Genomic DNA, 25,991 nt, shown 5'->3' with positions numbered 1-25,991 from the left:
TACACTGCCGCATGGCCTCCTCTTCCCCCTTCAACGTTCCCGACCTGATCCGAAAGAAGCGTGACGGCGGTGAGCATTCCCACGCCGAACTGGAGGGCCTGATCCTGGGCTACACGCGCGGCGAGGTGCCGGACTACCAGATCAGCGCGTGGCTGATGGCGGTGTACCTGCGCGGCATGACGCCCCAGGAAACGGCAGACCTGACGCTGGTGATGGCCGGCAGCGGCGATCAGCTGGATCTGGGAGACCTGCCGCGCACGGTGGACAAGCATTCCACCGGCGGCGTGGGCGACAAGACCAGCCTGATCCTGACCCCCATGCTCTCGGCGCTGGGACTCACGGTCGCCAAGATGAGCGGGCGCGGGCTGGCCCATACCGGCGGCACCATCGACAAGCTCGAGAGCTTTCCCGGCTGGACGCCGGAGCTGTCCGAGGAGCGCTTTCTGGCCCAGGCCCGCGAGATCGGCCTCGCGCTGGTCGGCCAAAGCCGGGACCTCGCGCCCGCCGACGGCAAACTGTACGCGCTGCGCGACGTGACGGCCACGGTGGACTGCCTGCCGCTGATCGCCAGCTCGATCATGAGCAAGAAACTGGCCTCGGGAGCACACACGGTAGTGCTGGACGTGAAGGTCGGGGCCGGGGCCTTCATGCAGACACTGGAGGACGGGCGGGCGCTGGCCCGCGCGATGGTGGACATCGGCACGCGGGCCGGGCGGCAGGTGCGCGCGGTACTCACCGACATGGACGCTCCGCTGGGACACATGGCGGGCAACAGTCTGGAGGTGCAGGAGGCCCTGGACACCCTGCGCGGCACGGGACCTGAGGACCTGACCGAGTTGTGCGTGGCCCTGGCCGTGGAAGTGCTCGCCGCCGCCGGAGAAGATGAGGGCGAGGCCGCCGCCCGCGCCCGCGCCACCCTGCACGACGGCTCGGCGCTGGAGAAGTTCCGCGCCTTCGTGGCGGCCCAGGGCGGCGACCCCGCGCTGGTGGACGAGCCGGGCCACCTGGACGTGGCCCCCGGACGCTCCGACATCACCGCGCCGGCTGCAGGATTTGTGGGCCGCATTGACGCCCTGGGGGTGGGCCGCGCGGTGCTCGCCCTGGGCGGCGGGCGCGAGCGCAAGGGCGAGGCCATCGACCACGGGGTCGGTGTGGAACTGCTTAAAAAACCCGGCGAGGCGGTGGACCGCGGAGAGGCCGTGCTGCGGCTGTACCACCGGGACGGCCGCGGCCTGGACACCGCCCGCCGCCTGCTGGAAGACGGGCTGAGCATCGTGGACACGGCCCCCGCTCCCGAGAAGCTGATTCTGGACCGCGTGAACTGAACGCGCGGCGTGGGGTTACGGCAGCCGCAACGCCTTGCAGTTCTCCCCGGGGTTGTTGGGGGCGTTGGGACTGACGACCACGGTTTCCCGCTCGCCTACAAAGCCCTGGCAGCGGGCCAAGTCGCGCAGGTAGTCGGGCGTCAGGGTCGCGCTGCGGGCGTCTTGCAGGATCTTCACGTCACGTTCCAGCTGGCGGATGCTGGCCCGGGCCTCACGGGTCTGCTGGGTCCACGTCACGCTGCGGTACACGGTGTTGCCCAGCTGGAAGCTGAGCTGCACGATGCCCAGGGCAGCCAGCAGACTGGTCAGCATCATGCTCAGGGGCAGCCGTCCCAGGCGGCGCAGGCTCAGCCGTCTCCACCACACCGCGCGGCGCGGCGGGGGCGGGGGCGGGGGGGCGTCGGTCATAACCTTCAGCATAGCGCCCGGAACACGCTGCGCTGGCAGGCCTGGGGCGGCCCTTACACTGGGGACATGGCCTCTCCGACCCCCCCGCTGCCCTCCCCCGCCACACGGATTCCCGCCCACAACTGGGCCGACGCCCACCGAACGGCGATCCAGCTGCGTTTTGCCGATGTGGACGCCATGGGCCACATCAACAACGCCCGCTACGCCGAGTTTCTGGAAGTCGCCCGCATGGACATGTCGGTGGCCCTGGGCATCGACGGCGAGGAGGACCACTCGGTCCTGGCGCGGCTGGAAATCGACTACGTGCAGGAGATCCGGCTGGGACAGGCGGTGGTGGTCGAGTCGCTGGTGGAGCGCGTGGGCCGCAGCAGCTGGACGGTCGCGGCGCGCTTTGTCGCCGATGGCCGGCCGTGCGCCTTCGCCCGTTCGGTGCAGGTGCGCGTGAACGCCGCCCGCACGCCCGAGGCGCTGCCCGAAGGCTTTCTCACGCGGGTGCAGCCGCTGCTCGCCCGCCCCGCCGCCCAGCCCCAGCCATGAGCGGCGCCGCCTACGACGACCGCGTGCTGTACCAGGGCGATCCCTGGGTCAGGGTGGACACCCTGCCGCGCCTGCTTGCCGAGGGCTGGCGGCGCACGCTGTCGGCGGGCGGCGTGGTCAGCGTGGTCCGCACGCCCTTTCAGTGGGCGATGGGCTCTCCGGTCATCGAGATCGAGACCGGCGGCTACATGGGGGATGTGGGCCTATACGTGCCGCAGGTGCAGCTGGACGAGGCGCTCGCGCTGCTGGGCTTCGACCCCCAGGACGGTCCGGGTGCCTAGGGCACGCGCCGCCCGTGGACGAAGCCGGGCACGGTACAGTACGGCCTAAGCAGGACGCTCCGAACACAAGTCCCGGGGGCAGGGCGGCCCTTTGCCCGGTTCTCACCTGGCCCGGACCTCACTTTGCCCTGGCCCCTCTCTCCCATCCTGCAGGAGTTTTCATGACCAACCTCCCCCTTCCCGAACAGGTCAGCATCGGCGTCGATGTGGGCGGAACCAAGATCGCCACCGGCGTGCTGCGCGGTGACGAGCTGCAAGACCGCCACGTTCAGCCCACCCCCGAAACCGGCTGGGAGGCCGTTCTGGATGCCATCGCCGCGCAGATCATGGACCTGCAGGCCCGGCACCCCGACGCCCGCCTGATCGGCGTGGGCATTCCGGGGCCGCTGAACAGCGACCGCACCCGGGTCAAGTTTGCGCCCAACATCTACGGCTTTGTGGACGTGCCGATGGTGGACGGCCTGCGCGAACGGCTCGCCCAGCGCATCGTGCTGGAAAACGACGCCAAGGCCGCCGCGCTGGCCGAGGCCCACCTGGGCGCGGCGCGCGGCACCGAGAGCAGCATCTACGTGACCGTCAGCACCGGCATCGGTGCGGGCATCGTGCTGAACGGCCGCATCTGGCGCGGGCGGCACGGAGTGGCCGGCGAGCTGGGCCACATCACCGTGATGCCCGGCGGCCCGGTGAGCGGCGCGGGCCTGGACGGTGCGCTGGAAGCCATCGCGAGCGGCACCGCCATCGCCCGTGACGCCAGCTACGCCCTCAACCGCGAGGTCAGCACCGCCGAGGCCTTCAGTCTGGCGCAGCAGGGCCACCCCGGAGTGCGGCGGGTGGTCGCACAGGCCATGAAGCATATCGGCGTGGCCCTCGCCGACCTGCAGAAGGTGATCGACCCGGAAGTGTTCGTGATCGGCGGCGGGGTCGCCAGTGTCGGGGATTACTTCTTCCACGGCGTGCAGGCCGCCGCCGACGAGTACGCGCAGGGCTTTGCGCCCGTGACCATCCGCCGCGCCCAGCTCGGCCCCGACGCGGGCGTGATCGGTGCGGCCCTGGCCGCGCGGCACGGCTGAGAAACAGCCCCCACCCCTAATCCAGTTCGCCCAGAACCTCCGCCGTGTGCTGCCCCAGCGTGGGCGGGGCGCGGCGCACCGGCGGGGTCTGCCCCCCGATAGTCCACGGCGGCGCGGTGACGGTGGTGGTCCCCAGGGTCGGGTGCGCCACCTCCACCGCCACGCCCCGCGCCTGCACGTGCGGGTCAGCAAAGACCTCGGCCATGTCGTAGACCGGGCCGCAGGGCACGCCCGCCACCTCCAACCGATTCATCACCTCCTGGCGGGTAAAGCGGGCCAGTCCGCGCAGCATCAGCGTATCCAGCTCGGCGCGGCTGTTCACGCGGCCCTCGTTGGTGGCGAAGCGGGCCTCGGCCCCCAGTTCGCTTAAGTCCAGCGCCGCGCAGAAGCGCCGCCACAGCGTGTCGTTGCCCACGGCGATGTTCACGAAGCCGTCGCCGCAGGCCACCGTTCCGTACGGCACGATGGAGCGGTGGTCGTTCCCCACCGGCACGGGAATCTCTCCGGTGGCGAGATAGCGTCCCACCTGCGACGATCCCAGCGCAATCACGCTTTCGAGCAGGTTGACGTCTACCCGCTCGCCCTGGCCGGTGCGCTCGCGGGCATACAGCGCCGCCAGAATCGCCTGCGTGATCAGCGATCCGGAGAACACATCGGCCACGGCCACCCCCACCCGCAGCGGCGGCCCGCCCACCTCGCCGTTGTAGCTCATCATGCCGCCCATGCCCTGCGCGATCACGTCGTATCCGGCGCGGTCGCGGTATGGCCCGGACTGCCCGAAGCCCGAGATGCTCGCGTAGATCAGCCGGGGGTGCTCGGCGTGCAGCGCGTTCCAGCCCAGGCCCAGCCGCTCCAGCGTGCCGGGACGGAAATTCTCGACCAGGATGTCGCTTCCGGCGATCAGGCGGCGGGCAGCGGCCAGACCGTCTTCAGACTTGAGGTCCAGCACGACGCTGCGCTTGTTGCGGTTGACGCTCAGAAAGTAGCTGGACTCGCGCCCCCGCCGACCTTCCTCACCGGGACCCTCCTGAAACGGTGGTCCCCAGCCGCGCGTGTCGTCGCCGCCGGGCGGCTCCACCTTGATCACGTCCGCGCCCAGATCGCCGAGCAGCATGGTGCAGAAGGGGCCGGTCAGCACGCGGGTCAGGTCGACCACGCGCACGCCCGACAGGGGCAGGCCAGCAGAGGCGGTAGGCGGCGTGGTCATGGGTGCAGGGCAAAACAGGGCATGGCGGGAGAACCTCCAGGAGAAATGGTGGGAACAGAATGGATTTCGCCGGAGTCTAGCCCAGCGCCCCCCCCAGGCGGCTGCGGGCGCAGTGGTGGCGGGAACAGCCACGCCGTAGAATCCTGGATACACACCCTCTGGAGGTCCGCGTGAAGGACACGAAACACCTCGGCAAACGGCGCAGGATCATCGACGGTCTCGAAAAGGTCCGGGGCAAGGCGCGCTACACGGCCGATCTCTCCCTGGCGGGCATGCTGCACGCCCGGCCCGTGCTCTCTCCATATCCCCACGCCCACATCCGGGCCATCGACACCGCCGCCGCCCTGGCCCTGCCCGGTGTGGTGGCCGTATTGACCGGACAGGACCTGAACGCTGGGCGCACCGCCCACTCGCGTCCGAGCATGCTGCTCGCGCAGGACGAGGTCCGCTTTGCCGGTCAGCCGGTCGCGGTGGTGGTGGCCGCCACCGAGGCCCAGGCCGCGGACGCCGCCGCCGTGCTGGACATCGACTACGAGGTGCTGGATAGCGTGGATGACGCCGAGCAGGCCATGACCGACACGCAGCTGGTGTGGCCCCAGGGGGTGCCCCAGGCGGACAGCAGTCTGGCGGGCCTGCACGGCGGAGAGGCGAGTGTGCAGGGGGACGAGACCCGCTCGAACATTGACGAGCGCCGGGTCTTTGAGCGCGGCGACGTGGAGTCTGCGCTGGCCGCCGCCCACATCGTGATCGAGCGGACCTACACGAACGCCCGGGTTCACCAGTCCTATCTGGAGCCGCATGCCGTGGTCGCCCAGCCGGGAGTGCGCCCCGGTCAGGTCACGGTGTATACCAGCACGCAGGGCCAGTACGCGGTCCGCAGCGAGGTGGCCGGTGCGCTGGGGCTGCGTACGGGGGACGTGCGTATCGAACCCATGACCGTTGGTGGGGGCTTTGGCGCCAAGTACGGCATTGTGGACGCCCTGGTGACGGCGGTGGCGCTGCATGTGGACCGCCCGGTGCGGATGGTGCTCTCGCGCAGCGAGGACATGCTCACCACCATGCCCGCTCCCAGCACCTCCATCCGTGTGCGCCTGGGGGCCGATGAACACGGTCAGATCGTCGGTCTGGACGTGCAGGCCGTGATCGAGAACGGCCTGTTTCGCTTCGGACACGCCGGCATCATCGCCACCGTGGTCGGGGGCATGTACCGCTGCGACCACGTACGCATCGAGACGCTGGAGGTGCTTACCCACCGCCCGCCGGTTGGGGCCTACCGGGCGCCCGGCGTGCCGCAGGCCCTGTTCGCCCTGGAATCGAGCGTGGACGAGCTGGCCCATACCCTGGGCCATGATCCGCTGGAACTGCGGCTGCAAAACGCTGTCCAGGGCGGCGACTCCACCGGCACCGGGCGTCCGTGGCCCGACATCGGTCTGAAGGCCTGCCTGGAGCGTGCGCGCGAGCATCCGCTGTGGCAATCGCGCGGCACCGTACCCCATGAAGGCGTGGGGCTGGCCGTGGGCGGCTGGCCGGGGGGCTTCTCGCCGGCCGGCGCGGTGTGCCGTGTGGATACCGACGGCACTGTGCGGCTGCACGTCGGCAGTGTGGACATCAGCGGGGTCCACAGCTCGATGGTCCTGATCGTCGCCGAGACGCTGGGCATTGACCCGGAAGCGGTCGAGATCGTTCAGGGCACCACCGACAGCGGTCCGTACGCCCCGGCCTCGGGCGGCTCACAGGTCACCATCAGCCTCTCGGGGGCGGTGCTGGGAGCCAGCCAGCAGGTCCGCGAGCAGTTGCTGGACCTCGCGGCCTCACATTTCGAGGCGCACCGCGAAGATATTGAATTGAGCGAGGGCCAGGCCCGCGTGCGCGGCGTGGCCGGGCAGTCGGTCAACCTGGGGGAGCTTGCCCAGCGGGGGCAACGCCTGCCGGGCGGTCCCGGCCCGGTCGTCGCCGAGGGACGGGCCGCCATCAAGGGTGGGGCTCCCGGCTTCACCGCCCAGCTGATGCGGGTCCGTGTGGACCCCGACACCGGCCACGTCACGCCGCTGGATGCCGTGTGCATTCAGGACGTCGGCTACGCCCTGAATCCGCTGCTTGTGGAGGGCCAGATGCACGGCGGCGCGGCGCAGGGCCTGAGCATGGGGCTGTATGAGGGCATGCACTTCGAGGGCGGCACGCTGACCAATCCGAACTTTCTGGAATATGTCTTTCCCACCTCCAGCGACCTGCCGCCCATCGACGCGGTGATCGTCGAGCGGCCCTCCGAGCACGGGCCCTTCGGAGCGCGCATCGTCGGCGAGCCGCCCATCACGGCTGGGGCCGCCGCCATCGCCAACGCAATCCGGGCCGCGGCGGGCGTGCGGGTGACGCAGCTGCCCGCCACGGCCGAACACGTCTGGCAGTTGATGCAACAGCGCGATCAGCAGGCCGGCCATCCGCCGGGCCGCACCGAGGCCCCGCATCCCTCCTGAACCGGCGCTGACCGACCACTGGCCGCTGCTCGGTCTCCGGCTGCAGACTCCACGGCTGGAGTTGCGGCCGCCGGACGATGGACAGCTCGCCGCCCTCGCCGGGGTCGCGGCGGGGGACCTGCACCCATCCGGTGAACGGCCCTTTCTGACACCGTGGACCCATTTGCCTCCCCAGCAACGCGCCCTGTACGTAGTTCAGCAGCACTGGCTGACCCGCGCCCAGTGGCGCCCGGACGCCTGGACCCTGGAATTCGGCGTCTTCCACGGCGTTCAGCCCCTCGGCATGGTGGCGCTGCGGGGGCGCGAGTTCCCCATCCTGCGGGAGGTCAGGACCAGTTCCTGGCTTGGCCGGAGCGCTCAGGGGCAGGGCTTCGGCACCGAGGCCCGCGCCGCACTGCTGCAGCTGGCCTTTGAGGAACTCGGCGCCGTGGCGGCCCTGAGCGAGGTCTTTCAGGACAACGCCGCCTCACAGGGCGTGTCGCGCAAACTCGGCTACCGGCCCGACGGCATCTCGCGGGATGTGCTGGACGGCCAGCCTGTCGTCTCGGACCGGTTGCGGCTGACCCGTGAGGACTGGGCCGCCCGTGTGCGGGTGCCTGTCACGGTGGTGGGGCTGGAGCCCTGCCGCTGCCTGTTCTTTGCGCCTGAACGCGGGCTCCTGCAGTAGTTCACAGGCGTCACAGCACACGGAGACGTCACAAAAAAACCGCCTCCGGTGGAAGGCGGTTCTCTTAGGCACGGGGTTCAGTCCGCAGCCGAGCCGTGGTTGCCGGCCTGCATATTGGCCCGTTCCTTCTTGGCATCGGCTTCCAGCTTGGCCTTGATCTTCTTCAGGGTAAAGCTGGCCTCGCGCTCCCGCTGGTCGAGCACCGAGCGGATAAAGCGGATGTCGTCCTGAATGCCGGGAATCAGAACCTGTTCCAGTGCGTTCACGCGGCGGGAGGTCTTCTTGATCTCCTCGCCGATGCGGCGCAGCTTGGTCTCGGTCGCCGCGACCTTCACGATGCCGTCCATCACGCCGCCGAAATCGGTGGCGGCCTGGATGGTGCGTGCCCCCACGTTGATGGGACTGAAGGTGGTGGCCTGCGAGCGCTCGGGAATGGCGATCTTGGGCACCTTCACGCCGTACAGGTTCTCGATCTGCATGTCGATGGCGTAGTCGCTGCTGCCCGCCAGGCTCAGGCTCTCGACGGCCTCGGGGCTGTCCCAGGCCTTCGCGCCGAACAGGCTGGTGTACGCACCCTTGCTGACGCCCGACAACTCCTCGCGCGCCGCGAGCGCCTCCTTGACCAGGGCGAAGAATTCGCCGATCAAGGCGTCACGCTTGCGCTTGAGCAGGTCCGCGCCGCTCTGGGCGGTCTTGAGGCTGGCCTTGCTCGCGAGCATCGCGCTGCGGGTGGGGCTGATCTGTCCTGCCATAAGTGTTCACCTCCTTTGTCGGTGAGGTGGGTGGGCCACCGAACGCGGACCAGAAAACTCACGCGGGTCCGGCGGCCCCCTCTCACAAGTTTACAGGCCCATGCTGCGGCTGCCGCGCCACATCTCGTCCATCTTCTCGCCGTAGAACTTGTCGATGGAGTCCTTGCTCAGACGAGTCAGCTGGCTCTGGGGCAGCTTGGACAGAATGCCCCAGGCCACCGTCAGGCTCTCGTCGATGCTGCGGTCCTGGTCGCCCTGGCCGATGAAGTAGTTCTCAAAGTCATCGGCGAAGCGCAGGTACAGCTTGTCGGTGTCGGTCAGGGCGTCTTCACCCGTGATCGCCACGAGCTTGCGCAGGTCCAGTCCGTTGGCGTAGGCCGCGAACAGCTGGTCGGAGACGTTCTTGTGGTCGGCGCGGGTCTTGCCCTTGCCAATGCCGTTGCCCTGCAGACGCGACAGCGAGGGCAGTGGGTTGATCGGCGGGAACACGCCCTTGGAGTTCAGGGTGCGGTCCACCACGATCTGGCCCTCGGTGATGTAGCCGGTCAGATCGGGGATGGGGTGGGTGATGTCGTCGTCGGGCATCGACAGAATCGGAATCTGCGTGACCGAGCCGGGCTTGCCCTGCACCACGCCGGCGCGCTCGTACAGCGACGCAAGATCCGTGTACATGTAGCCGGGGAATCCACGGCGACCGGGGATTTCCTCACGGGCCCCGCCGATCTCGCGCAGCGCCTCACAGTAGTTCGTGAGGTCGGTCAGAATCACGAGAACGTGGTAGCCGTGCTCGAAGGCCAGATACTCGGCGGTGGTGAGCGCCATGCGCGGGGTGAGCAGACGCTCGACCGCGGGATCGTCGGCCTTGTTCAGGAACAGGACCGACCGGGCCAGTGCGCCGGTGCGCTCGAACTCCTGCGTGAAGAAGGAGACTTCGCGCTGGGTCAGGCCCATCGCCGCGAAGACCACCGCGAAGTCACCCTCGTGGCCGGGCACCTTGGCCTGACGCGCGATCTGGGCGGCCAGCTCGTTGTGGGGCAGACCGCTGCCGCTGAAGATCGGCAGCTTCTGGCCGCGGATCAGCGAGGTGTTCACGTCGATGGTGGAGATCCCGGTCTGGATGAACTCCTCGGGCTTCTGACGTGCGGCCGGGTTCATCGCCTGACCGTTGATGCTCAGGCGCTTCTCAGCCACCACGGCGGGCAGTCCGTCGATGGGACGGCCCAGGCCGTCAAAGCGGCGGCCGATCATTTCCTTGCTCACGCCCAGGCGGGCCACGTCTTCCACCAGGCTGACCGAGGCGGTCGCGAGGTCCAGGCCGCGCGTTTCCTCGAACACCTGAATCACGGCGTTCTGGTCGGTCACCGAGATGACCTGTCCGCCGCGCAGTTTGCCGGTGGCGTCCTTGATGTTGACGATCGCGCCGTATGCCAGGTCCGAGGCTGCGTTCACGAACAGCAGCGGGCCCGAGATGTAGGAGACGTCGTTGTATTCCTTCTGGAGAAGGGTCATGCAGTTACTCCCTTGAAGGTCCGGTCGAGTTCGTCCATGACGCCCTCGCCGTAGCTCATGAATTCATCCTCGGCGACGTAGCGGGCGCGGGCCAGCTTCTCGATCACCGGGTTCTGGATGATGTCGTCGATGGTGGCGCCGCCCTTGAGGGCCGAGTCGGCTTCCTCATAGAACTTCAGGAACATCTTCATCAGGCCGTAGTTCTTGGGCATCGAGGACGAGGCGTCCACGGCGTCAAAGCCGTTTTGCTGCAAGAAGTCCTGACGCAGCATGCGGCCCGCCTCAATGATCAGGCGCTCGTTGTCCTGCAGGGCGTCGGGGCCGACGAGCTGCACCACTTCCTGCAGCGCCGCTTCCTGCTGCAGCAGGTTGCTGATGCGCTGACGCAGTTCGGGGAAGTCGGGACCGACGTTCTGGCGGTACCAGCCGTCCAGGATCGGCGTGAACAGGCTGTACGAGCCGTTCCAGTTGATGGCCGGGAAGTGACGGCGGCGGGCCAGACCTGCGTCCAGACGCCAGAACGCGCCGGTGATACGCAGCGTGGCCTGGGTAACGGGCTCGGACATGTCGCCGCCGGCCGGGGACACGGCCCCGATCACGCTGACGGCTCCGTCCTCGCCGGCCAGGGTCTTGACGGCCCCGGCACGCTCGTAGAAGGCCGCGAGCTTGGCGCCCAGGTACGGCGGGTAGCCTTCTTCGGCGGGCATTTCTTCAAGACGCGAGGAGATCTCGCGCAGCGCCTCGGCCCAGCGGGAGGTGCTGTCGGCCATCAGGGACACGGAGTAGCCCTGGTCACGGAAGTACTCGGCCAGCGTGATGCCGGTGTACACCGAGGCCTCACGCGCCGCCACCGGCATGTTGGAGGTGTTGGCGATCAGGATGGTGCGCTGCATCAGGGGATTGCCGGTCTTGGGGTCTTCCAGTTCCGGGAATTCCACGAGCACGTCGGTCATCTCGTTGCCGCGCTCGCCGCAGCCCACGTACACCACGATGTCGGCGTTGCCGTACTTGGCCACCGACTGCTGGGTCACGGTCTTGCCCGAGCCGAAGGGACCGGGAATCGCCGCCGCACCGCCCATCACCAGCGGGAACAGCACGTCCAGAATGCGCATCCCGGTCAGGAACGGCAGGCTGGGGTCGAGCTTCTTGGCCACCGGACGCGGCGCACGCACCGGCCAGGAGTGGGCCAGGCGCAGCTTGGTGCCGTCTTCCAGTTCGGCGATGGTGTCGTCGATGTTGTACTCGCCCGCTTCCACGATGCTGCGGATGCGGCCCATCTTGTCGGGCGGCGTCAGGATCTTGTGGGTGAACGAGAATTCCGGCACGGTGCCCAGAATGTCGCTGCCGCCGACCTCGTCGCCCACTTTCACGCTGGGGGTAAAGGCCCACTTCTTGGTGCGGTCCAGCGAGGAGACCTCGATGCCGCGCGCGATAAAGTCGCCCGAGGCCTCGCGGATCTTGTCCAGCGGACGCTGAATGCCGTCGTAGATGCCGTTGAGCATGCCCGGCCCGAGTTCGACCGACAGCGGCAGTCCGGTGGTTTCCACGGGCTCGCCCACGGTCAGACCGGCGGTGTCTTCATAAACCTGCACGAATGCGGTGTTGCCGTCCAGACGGATGATCTCGCCGACCAGCCGCTCGGTGCCCACGCGCACGATGTCGTACATTTTGGCGCCGTACATGCCGTCGGCGATGACGGCGGGTCCGGCGATGCTCTGCACGACGCCCTGTGTCTTCTGCGTCATTTGTTCTCCTTTGGAGAGGTTGAAAAAGGTCTCTGGGGCTCAGGAACTCAGAGTCTAGGTCAAGACCCAGGCGACATATGTGGGACGTCGTCGTTTTTCTGAGGATTCCTGAGCCCAGAGCCCTGTAGACTCAAAGTTTGATGTCGAAGCCGATGGTGTCGCGCACCAGTTTGCCCATGTAGGCCTTGGCGTCCACCGTCTCGGTGGAAAACGCGTCACGCAGGCTGGGAATGGGCAGCAGGATCGGCAGGTCACGTCCCCGCATCACGCGGGCTGTGGCCGTGATCGGATCAACGATCAGTCCACTGTCCACGGCCACCAGACCGTAGCGGTTCTCGGTGATCATGCGTTCGAGTTCCGCCACGGCGGTTTCGGGAGTGGCCTCGATGACCTCGGCCCCGGCCAGCCGGTAGCCGGTGGCCGTCTCCGAGTCGCTGAGGATGGCCACCCGGCGGGTGTTGCCCCCGGCCGACGGGGCATTGGAAGGACCGCTCACGCCTGCACCTCCTGGCGAATCTGTTCGGTGGCAAGATCATAGAACTTGCCACGCGCAATCAGACGCAGCTTGGCGATCTCGATCTCCTTGCGGCGCAGGAAGTCAAGGATAATGCCCACGCCCTCGGGATCACCGGCGGCGATGTTGCGCGCGGCGATGTCCAGCGTGTTGCGGGCCAGCACCTCGGCCGCCTCCAGCGACGGCGCTTCGAGAATGGCCGCAATATCGGCCACCCCACCTGCGTCGCCGCCCGCCAGCCGCGCGTACCCGGCAGCGTCCAGATGACCGCCCGCCACGAACAGATTGGGATTGGCCGTCTGCCCGCCCTGACGCATGTTGCGCGCGATCAGGGCGTTGGTCACGTCGATTTCGCGGGCCAGGTAACGGCGCAGGCTGGTGTTGCGCGCCACGCTGAGGGCGTAGCGGTAGTACCCCTGATCCAGCGCCACCTCCAGATCCAGCAGGCGGTTGCTGGCGTTGTAGGCCGCTGCCCCGTCACGCATGGTGGCGGCCAGCGGATGACCGCTGACGGTAATGGCAGCGGCGGCGCTGGCCAGATCGGTGCTGTTGGCGGCCGTTTGCAGCGCGGCGGGCTTGATGGTGCCGCCTGCGACCAGGCTGTCCATGACGGCCTCGGGACCACGGCCTCCGACAATGCCGCGCGCGATGGACTTGAGGTTGATCAGGTCCCACTTCATCAGCAGAACGCTGATCTCGCGCTTGGCGTCGCCGTCGGCAAAGCTCAGGACCCGGCGGGTGGTGTCAAAGAAGTTGCGACTCAGGGCACGGTCGAGTTCGCCCAGGCCCGCGCCTTCCCCGGTGGTTTCCCGCAGGTTGGGCGCGAGGTCGGTTTCGGACAGCACCCGCAGGAATTCCTGGTAACTGCCCGACGCGAGCGCCGAATCCAGAGCGCGCCCGTCCAGCAGCTTGGTGCGCATGACGCGCACGCGCGTGTTGATGTACGAGTAGTCGTCGGGCATGGCCGTCCCTTACTCGGCCAGCAGACGGGTGATCTGCGGGGCGAGTTCTTCGCGAACGCGATCCAGTCGACCCACCAGGGTGTTCTGAATGCTGGTTTTGCCATTGGGACCGACCAGACGCACGCCGGTCTGCACGCTGTCGTTCACGCGCACTTCGAGCGACTGACCCAGCTGTTCCAGAGCCTGGTGCACAGCGCCCTGTTCCTGCGCGCTGGTTTCCACCACGGCGGCGTCCGGCAGCACCTGCAGCCCCTCGGCGATCAGCTTGACGATGATCTGGGGGTATTCAGGCGCCGTGACCGAGCTGCGGATGTACTGCTCGGCGGTCTGGAAGGCCTGGACCTGCAGCGAGTCGGTCGCCTGCAGCCGCTGGGCATTGCTGTCCAGATCGGCGGCGCTGCGGGCGCGCACCAGACCGGCCTGATACGCCGCCTTGAGCGAGCGCTCGTGGCTGTCGATCATCGACTGGGCCTGCTCGCGGGCCTGGGCCACCACGTGCTCGGCGCGTTCGCGGGCCTCGGCATTGATGCGCTCGATTTCCGCGTGCGCTTCGTTTTCGAGGAGCTTGTCGAGCGCCATATCAGTTCAGGATGAACAGCGCGAGGAAGCCGAAGATGACCAGCGTTTCGGGAATCAGGAAGTACAGCAGCAGGCTGCCAGCCTTGCTGGGGTCCTCGGCGACGGCGCCGACCAGAGAAGAACCGATGCGCGCCTGCGCAACGCCGGTGCCCAGGGCACCCAGACCCAGGGCCAGACCTGCGCCCAGGGCACGCAGGCCGCGGTACATGTCGTCGTTGGCGGCCACGACTTCGGTCTGGGCCAGACCGCTGGTGGCGAGGGCGAGGACGAGGGACGCGAGAACGATCTTGTTGTATTTGGTCATATCAAAGCTCCTGGAAGTTATTTGACCTGCCCGTTGCCAGAGGCAGCCGGGCGCAGGCGGCGAAGGGGGTTGTAGGCGGGACTGGTTTCGGTATTGAAGCCAGTGGGGTTGAGGAATTCGACCATATGAAGACGCAGCGGCTGCACGATGTGACCGATCAGGGTCAGGGCCAGCACGAAAAAGTGCAGCAGGATGCCCACGACCAGCCCCAGGATGATGCCCAGCACGCCGATGTTCTCGTACAGGCTCCAGCCCAGGTCGGTCGACAGACGGGCCAGAATGGCACTCACCAGTCCGACGGCGAAAATACGGGCGTAGCTGACCACCGCGCCGCCCTGCGACAGCAGTTCAATCGGCAGCAGCGGGTACTTGGCAATCACGCGAATCCAGCCGATCAGGAACAGGGCGAAGCCCACGTACATCACCACGATCAACGGATTGGCAAAGTTGGTGAACTGACCGAAGTCCTTGCCCGCCTGGGTTGCGAAGGCCAGCATGATCAGGGCAAGCACGCCGCCGAACAGCGCAATGCCTTCCCAGGTGTGCACCGGGTCTTTGTGCTTGAGGCCCTGCTGAATGCGGATGCCCCAGCCCCACAGGACCTGCAGGATGCCGAACAGCAGCGAGAACACCAGCGCCACGTTGCTGAAGTAACTCGTCTCCAGACGCGGAAACAGAATCGGAATCAGGCCATAGTGCTTGGCGCCCTCTTCTTCCACGTAACGCACGCCGGTCCAGCCCCACAGATTGTTGAGCAGGTCGGGATTGATGTAGAAGAAATGCAGGTGCTCAAGGAAGGTGCCGAAGAACTCACCCGTCAGGAAGCCCCACGCGATGGACCACGCGGCCATGACGTTGGTGACGTAACCCAGATTGGACAGGGTGGCGGGCAGCACGTAAGCGCCGAAGAAGCTCAGGTCCCAGCCCTCATTCCGGCGTGCCTTGCCCAGCAGCCACAGCCCGAACATCAGGAACAGCAGGCCGTAACCGATATCGGCGATGATGATCCCGAAGAACAGCGGGAAGAAGACGGCAACCACCCAGGTAGGGTCAAAGGTGCCGTACTTGGGCAGGCTCATCAGGCCCATCACCACGCTGAACCGGTTGACGTAGCTGCTGTTCTTGAGTTCCACCGGCACGCTGTCGTCATGCAGTTCATCGACGGGATGCAGCTCATAGCTCACCGCGTCGCCGAAGGCACCCAGCGCCGCACTCAGGGCCGGCACACGGTCCACCGGGACAAAGCCCTGCATCACCAGGCTGTACTTGCCGCGCGCCGAAACAGCGCGGACATCGTGAACGGCCACCCGGTCCTTCAGGGCGTCGCGCACGGCATACAGCGCCGGGCCATACTCGCGGGCCAGCTGCTCACGCTCGGTGTTCAGGCGTTGCTGACGGGCGGTTCCATCGCGCTTGATGTGTTCCATCTCGGCGGCGGCGTCGCTCAGGGGCATGCCGTCAAAGCGGCCCGGCAGACGCAGCTCGCCCAGCCGGACCTTGCCCAGCGCCGCGCGCGCCACATCACGTTCACGGCGCAGCGTGGCAATCAGACCCACGCGGTTCTGTCCGACGGTCTCGGTCGCCAGTGCGTAGCGTCCGGGCAGGGCCTCGCGCAGCGCGGCTTCCAGCTCGGCCACGTCGTCACTGGGCTGCAGCAAGAAGGGCAGCACGCTCAGGCGGCGGCTGCGGTCGAGCCCACCGGCCAGGCGGGCCAGAGCACGCACGGCGTCGCCGTAGGCGCGCTCGACGTCCTGATCTGCCTGCAACTCCTGGCGACTGCGGGCCAGCCCCGAGACCGGCTCGGCCGCGCCCTCCACAACCGCGGCCCACTGCGCCGGATCGGGCAGCGGGGCGGGTGCAGGGCGGTAGGTTCCCAGCTCGGCGATGGTGCTGTCGGCACGGGCCAGCAGCCGTTCATCCTCGCGCCGGGCCTGACCGTCTTGCTCGGTCAGGGAGCCGGTGTTGAGTGGACCGCCGGTGATGGGCTTAAGGTGCAATACCCCGGCATCCTGCAGGGCCGTGATGACCGCTTCGCTGCTTCGGCTGCGCGTCGCGATCACGACTTGCTGCATGGGGTTGATCACGGCAGCACCGCCCTCATGATGGTCTCGACGGCTTGGCCAAGCTTGGTGCCCGCCCGTTCCCGGGTGCTCTGCGCCCGCGTCCGTGCGTCTGTGCCGGCTGCCTCCCGGATTTGACCCACCTCTGCGGAGAGCTTCTCCTCATGATCGGCTTGCATGGCCTTCACGCGCGCCTCGGCATCGCGGAGAATGCCCGCAGCCTGTGCCTCGGCGGCGGCCACGGTCTGCCTGGCCTGGTCACGCGCAGCTTCGATCTGCGCGTCCAGCGCCGCTTCGCGGGTCGCCAGCTCACTTAAGACTCGACTTGAGACGTCCAAAACTCACTCCTCCTTTCCCTGCATCCCGGCAACCTCCGCAGGCAGACCGCTTCAAAATCCCCATCCTGTTTGGGGATGAGGTGTTTTGGGGTGCGCTGGGTGGTTGTGGTGGCCCGACCTCGCTGTTGTAATGGTTGCGTCAGACTCGCCTAGCATCGTAACACAGCCTTTAGAGTTTTCCGGGGGGGCAAGCGTCCCTGGCCCACGGGCCCGCCCGCAGTCCAAATCCGCCCTTTTCGCGCTGCAAAATCCATGAAAACAGCCAGCCACCGGGGATGCGGTCGGGGCTGGCTGGACGTGGAGGTTCGGAATTGAAGGGAGCACAGGAAAGGAGCGCAGGAACAGGGGACGGTCAACAGCAGTCGGTCAGTCGCCGCCGACAAAGACCGGGGCGCCCAGGCCTGTTTCCGAGTCGCTGTAGCCCTGTTCGCTGTGGGCGGCAATGTCCATACCAACGATTTCCTGACTGGCGGGCACGCGCAGCGGCGTGATCACACTTACCACCTTGAGCAGAAAGAACGACCCTGCCCCCGCGTAAGCCAACGAGGCGGCCACACTCAGGAACTGCACCAGCATCTGCTCGCCCACCGGCTTGCCCTGCCCGGTGGTCCACGCCAGCGCTCCGGTGAGCAGCGCCCCCACGATGCCGGCAACACCGTGACACGCGAAGACATCCAACGAATCGTCCGCACCCAGGCGGTGCTTGAGCTGCACGGCTGCGTAGCTCGCGGCGGCCCCAGCGGCCCCGATAACCACGGCGGCCCAGGGGCTGACGAAGGCACACGCGGGTGTGATGGCAACCAGCCCGACGACCAGCCCGGTGGCGGCCCCCACGGCGGTGGGCTTGCCGCTGCGGCTGCTCTCGAAGGCCAGCCAGGTCAGCATGGCGGCGGCGGGCGCGATCAGGGTGGTGATGAAGGCCAGTCCGGCGGTCTGTCCGGCCGACAGGGCGCTGCCGGCGTTGAAGCCCATCCAGCCGAACCACAGCAGGCCAGCGCCCAGCAGCACCAGCGGCACGTTGTGGGGAATGTGCGGGTGGCGCGGAAAGCCCAGGCGCGGTCCCAGCACAAAGGCGGCGACCAGGGCGCTGATGCCGGCAGAGATGTGGATTACCGTGCCCCCTGCAAAGTCCAGCGCTCCGCTCCTGAACAGCCAGCCGTCGGCGCTCCAGACCCAGTGGGCCAGCGGCGAGTAGATCAGCAGGGTCCACAGTCCGCCGAACAGCACGAAGGCCCCAAAGCGCATCCGCTCGACCACCGCGCCCGAAATCAGCGCCAGCGCGATGATGGCGAACATGGCCTGAAAGGCCGCGAAGACATAGGTGGGAATGGTTCCGGTGAGCTGATCGGTCAGGCCATTCAGGCCCGCGTTGACCAGGGACCCGGCAAATGCATTGCCGCCTTCACCGAAGGCGATGCTGTAGCCGGCCATCATCCACAGCACGCCGACCAGTCCGATGGAAACCACGCTCATCATCATGGTGTTCAGCACGCTCTGGGCACGGGTGAGGCCGCCGTAAAACAGGGCCAGGCCCGGCGTCATCAGCAGCACCAGCGCCGCCGAGGCGAGCATCCACGCGGTGTCGCCGCTGTCGAGTCCGGGCCGGGCGTTCTGTGCCAGCGCCGCGCCGCCCAGAGCCACGATCAGGGGCAGGGCCAGCTTGAGCCTGGAGGGGGTCATGGGGTTCACAGCATTCACACTCCTGGGGTCCGCCGGGGTCATGCGGGGGTGAGTTTCTTTTCGGTAACGGGAGTCAGGGCCGCCTGGTCCTCTTCCCCGGTGCGGATGCGGTAGACCCGCTCCAGCGGCTGAACAAAAATCTTGCCGTCGCCCACCTCGCCGGTACGTGCTCCCCTGCAGATGGCGTCGATGGCAACCTGCACAAAGGGCTCGCTGACCGCCATGCGGATCTCGACCTTGTCGCGGAACTCGACCATCACGCGGGTGCCGCGGTAATGCTCGACGATCTCCTGCTCGCCGCCGTGTCCACTGACCCGCGACAGCGTCATGCCGCTGATGCCGGACTGAAACAGCGCTTCCTTGACCTGCTGAACCCGTTCGGGCCTGATGACTGCCGTGACCAGTTTCATGGCGTCTCCCCCTGCGCGTGCAATTTGCAGTGTTGGCATCCCTGCATGCCCAGAGCTTAGGGGCAGGTGTGAATATTGTCAAAGTTTATCTGGACATTTGGCTAGATTTGGCAGAACATTTTGCACAGAGGGCGGGAGATGGCGCTGGCGTGTTGGGAAACTGGAGTCAAACGACCGTTTTGTCATGTTCAGGCTGTACAGCGTTGTCCACCGCAAGTGGGGTTCCCGAACCACGACAAAGCGGGGAGAGGCGGCCGTCACCTCTCCCCCGGGGGTCGTCCGACCCTGCTTTTTCCCTGCTCAGCCCAGGTAGGCCACCAGCAGGTCCACTCCGGCGCGCAGGTCATCCACATGCACGGACTCCACGACGCTGTGGATGTAGCGGGTCGGCAGGCTGAGGGTCAGGGTGGGTACCCCGGCCCGGCTGCGCTGGATGGCTGCGCCGTCGGTGCCGCCCTGGGCAAGCACTTCCAGCTGCGAGCGGATGCCCTGCTGTTCGGCCAGATCGTAGAACTCATCCACCAGGCCGCGGTTCGAGATCATGCTGGAGTCAAACACCTTGATGCCGATGCCCTCGCCCATGCGCGTCACCGCCTCGTCGGGGCCGACGCCCGGCGTATCCACCGCCAGCGTCACGTCGAGCCCGATACCCACGGTCGGCTCCACACTGTAGGCGGCGGTGCCCGCGCCGCGCAGGCCCACCTCCTCCTGTACCGAGAACACGGCGATCAGGTCGTGGCGGGGCCGGGTCTTGCGGTAGTGGCGCAGCACCTCAAGCAGCAGGAACACCGAGGCGCGGTCATCCATGGCCTTGCCGCACACCAGGTTGCCCACCTGCCGGGCCGTCTGGTCCAGCGTGACCATGTCGCCGACCCGCACGCGGCGTTTGACTTCCTCTGCCTCCAGCCCCAGGTCGATGAAGAATTCACGGACCTCGGGGATCTTCTTGCGCTCCTCAGGACTGGCGATGTGCACCGGCTTGCCGCCCGGCGTCAGGATGCCCGGCAGCGCTCCGCCGCGCGCGTGAACGGTCACGTCGCGCGCAAACAGGTTGCGGGTGTCAAAGCCGCCCAGCGCCTGCACCCGCAGAAAGCCGCGGTCGTCGATAAAGCGCACCAGAAAACCGATCTCGTCCATGTGGGCACTGATCATGACGCGCTGGCGCTCACCCTTCTTCTTGCCGCCCCCGGACCGCGTCGCAATGACGTTGCCCAGTGCGTCCACCCGCACCTCGTCGGCCAGCCCTTCCAGTTCCGCCAGGATGAACTCGCGCACGGCGTCTTCCTGGCCGGGCACGCCGGGCAGATTGGAGAGGTTCATCAACAGGTCCAGACGAAGATCGGTTTTAGACATGCCCGTCAGGGTACGCCTTTCACCGGTTCGGCTGGGCGCGGCGTTTCTTCAGTCTGGACAGTTGCGGGGGCCGCCACCGGCGGGCTGGGCCGCAGGTCGGTGCCGTTGAAGGCCCCCTGCGCCTCGGCCAGCCCCCGCGCCGCCCAGACCTCCACCGCGTCCGCGCCCAGCCGCACGAGTTCGGCCAGGGTGGCCGCCTCCTCGGGCCGCCACTTGCTCAGCACCCAGTCGGCCGGGTCCCGGCCCGCCGGTGGGCGTGAGATGCCGATCTTCAGCCGCGCGAAGGCCTCGGTACCCAGCAGCCGAATGATGTCCCGCACGCCGTTCTGGCCGCCGTGCCGCCCCCCCAGGCGCAACTTGAGCAGTCCGAAGGGACTGTCCAGATCGTCCTGCACCGTCAGCAGGGCGCCGGGCTCCAGTTTGTAAAAGGAAAAGGGGGGGGCCACCGCCCGGCCCGAGGCGTTCATGAAGGTCTGCGGCTTGATGAGCAGCACTTTTTCGCCGGGCGCAGCGCCGAGGCGGACCTCGCAGACCTCCGCCTCCCTGTCCTTGAGCCAGGGTGCCCCGGCCCGGCGGGCCACCTCATCCACGACCAGCCAGCCGACGTTGTGCCGGGTCTGCGCGTACTTGCTGCCGGGATTGCCCAGACCGACCACCAGTTTCATGCGTCGAGGCTGTCCAGCACGGCCCGCCATCCGGCCTCGGTCTCGCGCACGCGGGCGTCTCCCCGGGCACGGGTGTAGCCGGCGCGGAAGTCGGCGAAACGGGTGTCGGACTCGGCAAACAGCAGCCCCAGAGCGCCGCGCACGTCGGAGACGTTCTGCTGGCTCAGGGTGCGGTCCTTGGCGTCCAGCACCTCGTCCAGCGTCGCCATTAGGCCCGACAGCGGCCGCAGCCACTGAAAATCCGGGTGGTTCATCACCAGCGAGTACAGTTCGAAGGGCCCGCCCACCGGGCCGTGCAGAAATTCGTATTCGCCCTTGGCAAAATCCAGCAGCGCCGAGTGAAAGTGGCGCAGCGCCGGGGCCAGGGCATTCAGGCGGGTGCGGACGGAGGCGTCGGTCATGCGGTCAGGGTAGCAAGGGCCGCGGCGTTCAGACCGTCCCTGCCCCTCAATTTCAGAGCGGGAGTACGCGGACCCCATCTGGGCTCCGGCCCGGGATTTCGGCAGGCCCCGTGCCTACCAGCCCAGCGTTCCCGGCTCGCCCTTGAACGGCCCCACCACATCGGACGTGATCCAGCCCCCGTAGAAGGTGCCCGGCTGGGGAACGACCGGCTCACCGTCCACCCGGCACCCGTCCATGCGGCCTGCATAGACCGCGATGTATCCGGCCATATCGCGAAAGGCGGGCGTGGGGTCTTCATAGCTCCAGCCCGCCGCCTCGGCGCTCTTGCCCCCGGCCTCCAGGGTCCAGTACGTGGCCGCGCCCTTGAACTCGCACACGCTGCGGCCCGGTGCCCGGCTCAGAACCCCGGGCGCGAACGCCTCCGGCGGCAGGTAGTAGCCGGGCGGGTGGGTGGTTTCCAGCACGCGGTAGGCGGCGGTGGTGTCGGCAATCTTCTGGCCGCCCAGCCAGATTTCTATGCGCCTGTGGGTGCGTTCCAGCCGGGGCGGACGCGGGTAATCCCACACGCTTTCCTGTCCGGCACGCGGTTTCTCGGGACGGGGACGGAAACGGAACATCCTCCCAGCATGACGGGCCACGCGGCGCGGCGCTGTCAGGGGAGCTACGGTGCGGAGCCTACGATGCGGAGCGGGAGCAGCGCGCCGCGTCCTCCCGGGTGCCGGGCACGCTCCATATCCGCTTTGCTACCCTGGCCCATGACCACACCTCCCCCCACGGCGGACGACCTCCAGGCGCTGGCCGAGGCAGTCAACCTGGCCGAGATCGAGGCGCTGGGCCGCGCCCGGCTGGACCGCAATGCGCTGGAGTATTACGCCAGCGGCGCGAACGACGGCCATACCCTGCGCGCCAACCGCGAGGACCTGGCCACGCTGCGCCTGCGCCCGCGCATGCTCGTGGACGTCTCGCACATCGACACCTCAGCCGAGGTGCTGGGGCTGCCGCTGGACTTTCCGGTGGGCATTGCCCCCAGCGCCTTTCACGGCCTGGCGCACGCCGACGCCGAGCGGGCCACCGCGCGGGCCGCCGCCGCCGCGGGCAGCGTGATGACCCTGAGCACCTTTTCCAATACCCCCATAGAGGAGGTGGGACAGGCCGCCGCCGGGCGCCTGTGGTTTCAGCTGTACCTGCTCCGCGACCGGGAGCTCAGCCGCGCCGTGATCGCGCGGGCCGAGGCCTCGGGGGCCCGCGCGCTGGTCTTTACCGTGGACGCTCCGTACCTGGGCCGCCGCGAGGCCAACGAGCGCCACCACTTTGCCCTGCCGCCGCACCTCAGCGCCCCCCATGTGGTCAGCCGCGCCGAACTGGCGCAGGTGGAAACCGACACCGGCTCGCAGCTCACGCATTACTTCCAGAATCTGGTGGACAAGGCCTTTACCTGGAACGACCTGGGCTGGCTGCGCGCCCAGACCCGCCTACCCATCGTCCTCAAGGGCATCCTGACCGCCGAGGACGCCGAACTCGCGGTGCAGCACGGCTGCCACGTCTGGGTCAGCAACCACGGCGGGCGGCAGCTCGACACCGCCGTCAGCGCCGTGGCCGCGCTGCCCGAGGTGGCCGACGCCGTGGCGGGGCGCGCCGAGGTCTATCTGGACGGCGGGGTGACCCGGGGCACGGATGTCCTCAAGGCCGTGGCGCTGGGAGCGCGGGCCGTGTTTCTGGGACGCGCCGCACTGTGGGGTCTGGCGGCGGGCGGCGAGGCGGGCGTGCGGCAGACGCTGGAGCTGCTGCGCGCAGAGGTGCGCCTCGCCCTGGCGCTGAGCGGCAAGCAGAACCTGCGCCAAGTGGGGCGCGACCTGTTGATGCGGTAACTGACCGGGCCGGCAGGCGAGGCGCGGCCAACCATGAAGTTTGCCCCAGCACAGCGGGGGTTTCTGGCGTTCCGGCAAGGCGGTATCGTGCCGCATGCTCGATGCGTCTGTTCCTGAATTGCCGGCAGTGGCCGAGCTCAGCGAGCAGCTACAGAACATCACCGAACGTCTTGCCGCCGCCCGCACCTCGCAGCAGGTGTTCGCAGCGGTGCTGGAGCCGACGCTGGCGGCCCTGAACGCCGTGGCGGGGGCGGTGCTGGTGCTCGGTCCCGGAGGAGACGGGCTGGACGCGGTCACCGCCCACCGGCAGGCGCCGGACCGGTCGCCGCTGTGGCAGGGCAGGGCCCTGGCGGACGCCGGACCGGTGCGTGACGCCCTGCGCCGTCATGAAGCGCTGTATTTCGGGGACGCCGGGGCCCTGCGGCGGGCCTATCCCGAGCTGGAAACACCGGAGCTGGACCACCGGGCCGACAGTCCCGCGCCGGTTGCCAGCGCCGTCGTGCCGATGTTCCTGGACGATCAACCGCTCGGGGCGCTGGTGGTGGAATTCCGGGAACCGCATGTCTTCACGGCGGACGAACGGCGCTTTCTGCAGACCCTGGCCTCGCAGGGTGCCCTGGCGCTGGACCGTGCCCGGCTGCTCGAAACCCTGGGTGAACAGGTGCAGTCGCGCACCCGGCGACTGGAGGAGGCCCAGCGGACGGCCGAGCTGCTGGCCTCGCTGGGCGACACCCTGCAAAGCGCCCGCACGCCCGAGGAAGTGGCGCGGCTGACCCTGGGACGGCTGGGGCCTGCGTTGCACGCCCAGGGCATGCTGATGGTGGAACTGACCATGAACGCGCAGGGACGGGCGGCCCTGGCCCAGCCCACGCTGTGGGGAGACCCGCCCCCGGACCACTCGGGATTCACGGCCCTGCCTGATTTCAACCGCCACACCGCTCCGCTGCTGTGGCAGGTGGCGCAGACCCGCCGCGCCCTGTACCTGGATGAAAACCAGCGTGAAGGAGCCGTGGAGGGTCATCTTCCTGGACTGGCCTGCGCCACCCTGCCGATCCGCTTGCCCGGGACCGACACGCGCCTGGAAGGCTTTCTGGTGGCGTGGCGGCCTGCGGCCGCCGGACCGTGGTCGGGGGCCGAGCAGGCGCTGCTGACCCGGGCGGCGGCGACCCTGGGACTGGTCTTCGAGCGCGCCGCGTCTCTGTCGGCGCTGCAGGAGCGCACCGCCGCGCTGGACATCCTGAATGCTCAGCTTGAGGGGCGCAGCCGGGCGCTGGAGGCGTTTGCGCAGCTGACCCGGGACCTGGGGGTCCAGAACGATCCCTACGCCCTGGTGCGCCGGGCCCAGGAGGTGCTGCTCTCGCTGCTGCCGCCGGGACACGCGCTGTACTGGGAACCGGAGGACGGACGCTGGCGGCTGCGGGCCCAGAGCGGCGAGATGGACCATCCGGAGCTGCAGCGCGTGCTGGACGCGGGGCTGGTGATCGGCCAGACCCCCACGCTGGACACGCCCTGGCACACCCGTGAGGCGACGTATCACGACCACTACCCGGCGGGCAGCGACCTCAGCACCGACTTGACCCAGCAGCTCCAGTCGGTCGTGGCCGTGCCCATCTGGCGCGGCGCCGCGCCCTGCGGCATCCTGAACCTCACCACCCTGGTGCCGCACACCTGGCAGGAGGTGGACCGGGTCGTGCTGAACACCGTGGCGCGCAGCCTGGGGCTGGCCCTGGAGCGGGCCGAAAGCCTGCGCCAGCTGGCCCACAGCAACGCCGAACTGCGCACGGCCAACGAGGAACTCGAGGCCTTCGCCTACAGCGTCTCGCACGACCTGCGCGCGCCGGTCCGCCACATCAAGGGCTTCGGTACGCTGCTGCGCAACAGACTCGGGCCTGCCCTGGACCTCAAGGCCAGCCACTACCTCAGCGTGATCGACGAGTCTGCCGAGCGCATGAACACCCTGATCGACGCCCTGCTCGGGCTGTCGCGCACTGCCCGGCAGCCGCTGAATCCCGTTCAGGTGGACCTGTGGGCCCTGGTCGTCTCGGTGCAGGCCGAACTCGCCTCCGAGGTGGATACCGGAGCGCCCGAACGCGACATCGAGTGGCAGATTCATGACCTGCCGCTGGTCTACGGAGATCGGGACCTGCTCCGGCAGGTGATGGTGAACCTGCTCTCCAACGCGCTGAAATACACCCGCCCCCGCCCGCAGGCCGTGATCGAGGTGTGGGCCGAGGAACACCCCGGCGGGTGGACCGTGACAGTGCGCGACAACGGAGTGGGATTCGACCCGCGCTACGGAACCCGGCTGTTCGGGGTGTTTCAGCGCCTGCACCACTCCAGCGAATTCGAGGGCACCGGGGTGGGCCTGGCCAACGTCCGGCGCATCGTGGCCCGGCACGGCGGCACCGTCACGGCCCAGGGCGAACCGGGCACCGGCGCAACCTTCAGTTTCACCCTGCCCCGGACCCGCTGAGAAGGTTCCCGTCAGCCCGAGGGCCCAGGGGCCGGATTGTCCCGGGCTTTGTCCGGCTCCCGGTCCGGCGTTCCAGCGAATCGGCAGGGGCACGGGGACGGGACACCCTGAAGTGGAGGGGCAACCCACCTCTTTCGCCTGTTTACCAACTGGGCCGTGACCACCCTGTTCGTGGCGCTGGGTCTGAGCGCCATGTCCCGGCAGCCCCACAAGGACCACCCCCTGATCTCCGACCCGAAGCTCGGTCCGGGTGGTTCGTGGCGGCGCGGTCGCCTTTCTGGCACGGCTGCGGCTGGTGAGGGGGCCGCTGCGCGAACAGTTGCGGGTGGGCGGCGCGGCCCTCTTCCGCGTGTTCACCACCAGCGCCCCTTGACTGACTGTGCTGTGGTTCGCCTGCTCCACCATCTG

At 68.2% G+C, this 25,991-nt stretch carries 26 protein-coding genes; 9 read left to right on the top strand and 17 right to left on the bottom strand.

Annotation, left to right across the window (positions count from 1 at the left end; genetic code table 11):
* Positions 1-11: 11 nt before the first annotated feature.
* Positions 12-1,325 (top strand): thymidine phosphorylase, encoded by a 1,314-nt coding sequence (locus tag IEY21_RS00885; RefSeq protein ID WP_188900360.1) that lies wholly within the window; start codon positions 12-14, stop codon positions 1,323-1,325.
* 15 nt (positions 1,326-1,340) lie between these two features.
* Here the strand turns inward: IEY21_RS00885 and IEY21_RS00880 are convergent, their stop codons facing one another.
* Positions 1,341-1,733 (bottom strand): cell division protein FtsB, encoded by a 393-nt coding sequence (locus tag IEY21_RS00880; protein ID WP_229752736.1) that lies wholly within the window; start codon positions 1,731-1,733, stop codon positions 1,341-1,343.
* 66 nt (positions 1,734-1,799) lie between these two features.
* Between IEY21_RS00880 and IEY21_RS00875 the strand changes: the two genes are divergently transcribed.
* From IEY21_RS00875 to IEY21_RS00865, 3 genes are all read left to right on the top strand, one after another.
* Entirely contained in the window at positions 1,800-2,270 is a 471-nt protein-coding gene (locus IEY21_RS00875; RefSeq protein WP_188900356.1) for an acyl-CoA thioesterase, read from the top strand.
* Positions 2,267-2,551 (top strand): hypothetical protein, encoded by a 285-nt coding sequence (locus tag IEY21_RS00870; RefSeq protein WP_188900354.1) that lies wholly within the window; start codon positions 2,267-2,269, stop codon positions 2,549-2,551. Before IEY21_RS00875 ends, IEY21_RS00870 begins: the two co-directional genes overlap by 4 nt.
* Before the next feature lie 161 nt (positions 2,552-2,712).
* Positions 2,713-3,621, top strand: a complete 909-nt coding sequence (locus tag IEY21_RS00865) for an ROK family protein (protein ID WP_188900352.1) — start codon at positions 2,713-2,715, stop codon at positions 3,619-3,621.
* Positions 3,622-3,637: 16 nt separating this feature from the next.
* Here the strand turns inward: IEY21_RS00865 and IEY21_RS00860 are convergent, their stop codons facing one another.
* Complete coding sequence (locus tag IEY21_RS00860; protein WP_188900350.1) at positions 3,638-4,828, bottom strand: CaiB/BaiF CoA transferase family protein; 1,191 nt, start codon at positions 4,826-4,828, stop codon at positions 3,638-3,640.
* A gap of 170 nt (positions 4,829-4,998) precedes the next feature.
* Between IEY21_RS00860 and IEY21_RS00855 the strand changes: the two genes are divergently transcribed.
* Positions 4,999-7,302 carry a xanthine dehydrogenase family protein molybdopterin-binding subunit gene (locus IEY21_RS00855; protein WP_188900348.1) on the top strand — a complete coding sequence of 768 codons (2,304 nt, stop codon included), beginning with the start codon at positions 4,999-5,001 and terminating at the stop codon, positions 7,300-7,302.
* A gap of 61 nt (positions 7,303-7,363) precedes the next feature.
* The gene (locus tag IEY21_RS00850) at positions 7,364-7,969 is read left to right on the top strand and encodes a GNAT family N-acetyltransferase (RefSeq protein ID WP_229752734.1); all 606 of its coding nucleotides are present in this window, start codon (positions 7,364-7,366) and stop codon (positions 7,967-7,969) included.
* 77 nt (positions 7,970-8,046) lie between these two features.
* Here IEY21_RS00850 and IEY21_RS00845 read toward each other — a convergent pair whose 3' ends face one another.
* The 15 genes from IEY21_RS00845 to IEY21_RS00775 all read right to left on the bottom strand — a co-directional run bounded on the left by IEY21_RS00845 (position 8,047) and on the right by IEY21_RS00775 (position 21,859).
* Positions 8,047-8,721 (bottom strand): V-type ATP synthase subunit D, encoded by a 675-nt coding sequence (locus IEY21_RS00845; RefSeq protein ID WP_188900345.1) that lies wholly within the window; start codon positions 8,719-8,721, stop codon positions 8,047-8,049.
* 90 nt (positions 8,722-8,811) lie between these two features.
* Complete coding sequence (locus IEY21_RS00840; protein ID WP_188900343.1) at positions 8,812-10,230, bottom strand: V-type ATP synthase subunit B; 1,419 nt, start codon at positions 10,228-10,230, stop codon at positions 8,812-8,814.
* On the bottom strand, positions 10,227-11,975 hold the full coding sequence (locus tag IEY21_RS00835; RefSeq protein WP_188900341.1) for a V-type ATP synthase subunit A: 1,749 nt from the start codon (positions 11,973-11,975) through the stop codon (positions 10,227-10,229). Before IEY21_RS00835 ends, IEY21_RS00840 begins: the two co-directional genes overlap by 4 nt.
* A 130-nt stretch (positions 11,976-12,105) precedes the next feature.
* Positions 12,106-12,471, bottom strand: coding sequence for a V-type ATP synthase subunit F (locus tag IEY21_RS00830; RefSeq protein ID WP_308424805.1), 366 nt, complete (start codon positions 12,469-12,471; stop codon positions 12,106-12,108).
* The gene (locus IEY21_RS00825; protein WP_188900339.1) at positions 12,468-13,451 is read right to left on the bottom strand and encodes a V0D/AC39 family V-type ATPase subunit; all 984 of its coding nucleotides are present in this window, start codon (positions 13,449-13,451) and stop codon (positions 12,468-12,470) included. The genes IEY21_RS00830 and IEY21_RS00825 overlap by 4 nt, the downstream gene beginning before the upstream one ends.
* Before the next feature lie 9 nt (positions 13,452-13,460).
* The gene (locus IEY21_RS00820; protein WP_188900337.1) at positions 13,461-14,030 is read right to left on the bottom strand and encodes a V-type ATP synthase subunit E; all 570 of its coding nucleotides are present in this window, start codon (positions 14,028-14,030) and stop codon (positions 13,461-13,463) included.
* A 1-nt stretch (position 14,031) separates the two neighbouring features.
* Positions 14,032-14,334, bottom strand: coding sequence for an ATP synthase subunit C-like protein (locus tag IEY21_RS00815; RefSeq protein WP_188900335.1), 303 nt, complete (start codon positions 14,332-14,334; stop codon positions 14,032-14,034).
* A 17-nt stretch (positions 14,335-14,351) separates the two neighbouring features.
* Positions 14,352-16,418 (bottom strand): V-type ATP synthase subunit I, encoded by a 2,067-nt coding sequence (locus IEY21_RS00810; protein ID WP_188900333.1) that lies wholly within the window; start codon positions 16,416-16,418, stop codon positions 14,352-14,354.
* Positions 16,415-16,732, bottom strand: a complete 318-nt coding sequence (locus IEY21_RS00805) for a V-type ATPase subunit subunit G family protein (protein WP_188900331.1) — start codon at positions 16,730-16,732, stop codon at positions 16,415-16,417. The genes IEY21_RS00810 and IEY21_RS00805 overlap by 4 nt, the downstream gene beginning before the upstream one ends.
* 366 nt (positions 16,733-17,098) lie before the next feature.
* Positions 17,099-18,412: an ammonium transporter gene (locus IEY21_RS00800; RefSeq protein WP_188900329.1), complete on the bottom strand. Its 1,314-nt coding sequence runs from the start codon at positions 18,410-18,412 to the stop codon at positions 17,099-17,101.
* A gap of 38 nt (positions 18,413-18,450) precedes the next feature.
* The gene (locus tag IEY21_RS00795; protein ID WP_188900327.1) at positions 18,451-18,822 is read right to left on the bottom strand and encodes a P-II family nitrogen regulator; all 372 of its coding nucleotides are present in this window, start codon (positions 18,820-18,822) and stop codon (positions 18,451-18,453) included.
* A gap of 300 nt (positions 18,823-19,122) precedes the next feature.
* On the bottom strand, positions 19,123-20,175 hold the full coding sequence (locus IEY21_RS00790; protein ID WP_229752733.1) for a M42 family metallopeptidase: 1,053 nt from the start codon (positions 20,173-20,175) through the stop codon (positions 19,123-19,125).
* A 5-nt stretch (positions 20,176-20,180) separates the two neighbouring features.
* Positions 20,181-20,840, bottom strand: a complete 660-nt coding sequence (gene pth, locus IEY21_RS00785; RefSeq protein ID WP_188900325.1) for an aminoacyl-tRNA hydrolase — start codon at positions 20,838-20,840, stop codon at positions 20,181-20,183.
* On the bottom strand, positions 20,837-21,241 hold the full coding sequence (locus tag IEY21_RS00780; RefSeq protein ID WP_188900323.1) for a hypothetical protein: 405 nt from the start codon (positions 21,239-21,241) through the stop codon (positions 20,837-20,839). The genes pth and IEY21_RS00780 overlap by 4 nt, the downstream gene beginning before the upstream one ends.
* A 114-nt stretch (positions 21,242-21,355) precedes the next feature.
* Positions 21,356-21,859 (bottom strand): DUF427 domain-containing protein, encoded by a 504-nt coding sequence (locus IEY21_RS00775; RefSeq protein ID WP_188900321.1) that lies wholly within the window; start codon positions 21,857-21,859, stop codon positions 21,356-21,358.
* Between the two features lie 138 nt (positions 21,860-21,997).
* Between IEY21_RS00775 and IEY21_RS00770 the strand changes: the two genes are divergently transcribed.
* The 3 genes from IEY21_RS00770 (at position 21,998) to IEY21_RS16985 (ending at position 25,956) form a co-directional block, all read left to right on the top strand.
* Complete coding sequence (locus IEY21_RS00770; RefSeq protein ID WP_188900319.1) at positions 21,998-23,110, top strand: alpha-hydroxy acid oxidase; 1,113 nt, start codon at positions 21,998-22,000, stop codon at positions 23,108-23,110.
* Between the two features lie 94 nt (positions 23,111-23,204).
* The gene (locus IEY21_RS00765) at positions 23,205-25,583 is read left to right on the top strand and encodes an ATP-binding protein (RefSeq protein ID WP_188900317.1); all 2,379 of its coding nucleotides are present in this window, start codon (positions 23,205-23,207) and stop codon (positions 25,581-25,583) included.
* Between the two features lie 250 nt (positions 25,584-25,833).
* The gene (locus IEY21_RS16985) at positions 25,834-25,956 is read left to right on the top strand and encodes a hypothetical protein (RefSeq protein ID WP_268237758.1); all 123 of its coding nucleotides are present in this window, start codon (positions 25,834-25,836) and stop codon (positions 25,954-25,956) included.
* Positions 25,957-25,991 lie beyond the last annotated feature (35 nt).

The sequence above is a fragment of the Deinococcus aerophilus genome, from assembly GCF_014647075.1.
Lineage (GTDB): Bacteria > Deinococcota > Deinococci > Deinococcales > Deinococcaceae > Deinococcus > Deinococcus aerophilus.
The sequence above is the reverse complement of the archived record's forward strand: the minus strand, read 5'-3'. Positions and strand labels throughout refer to the sequence as shown.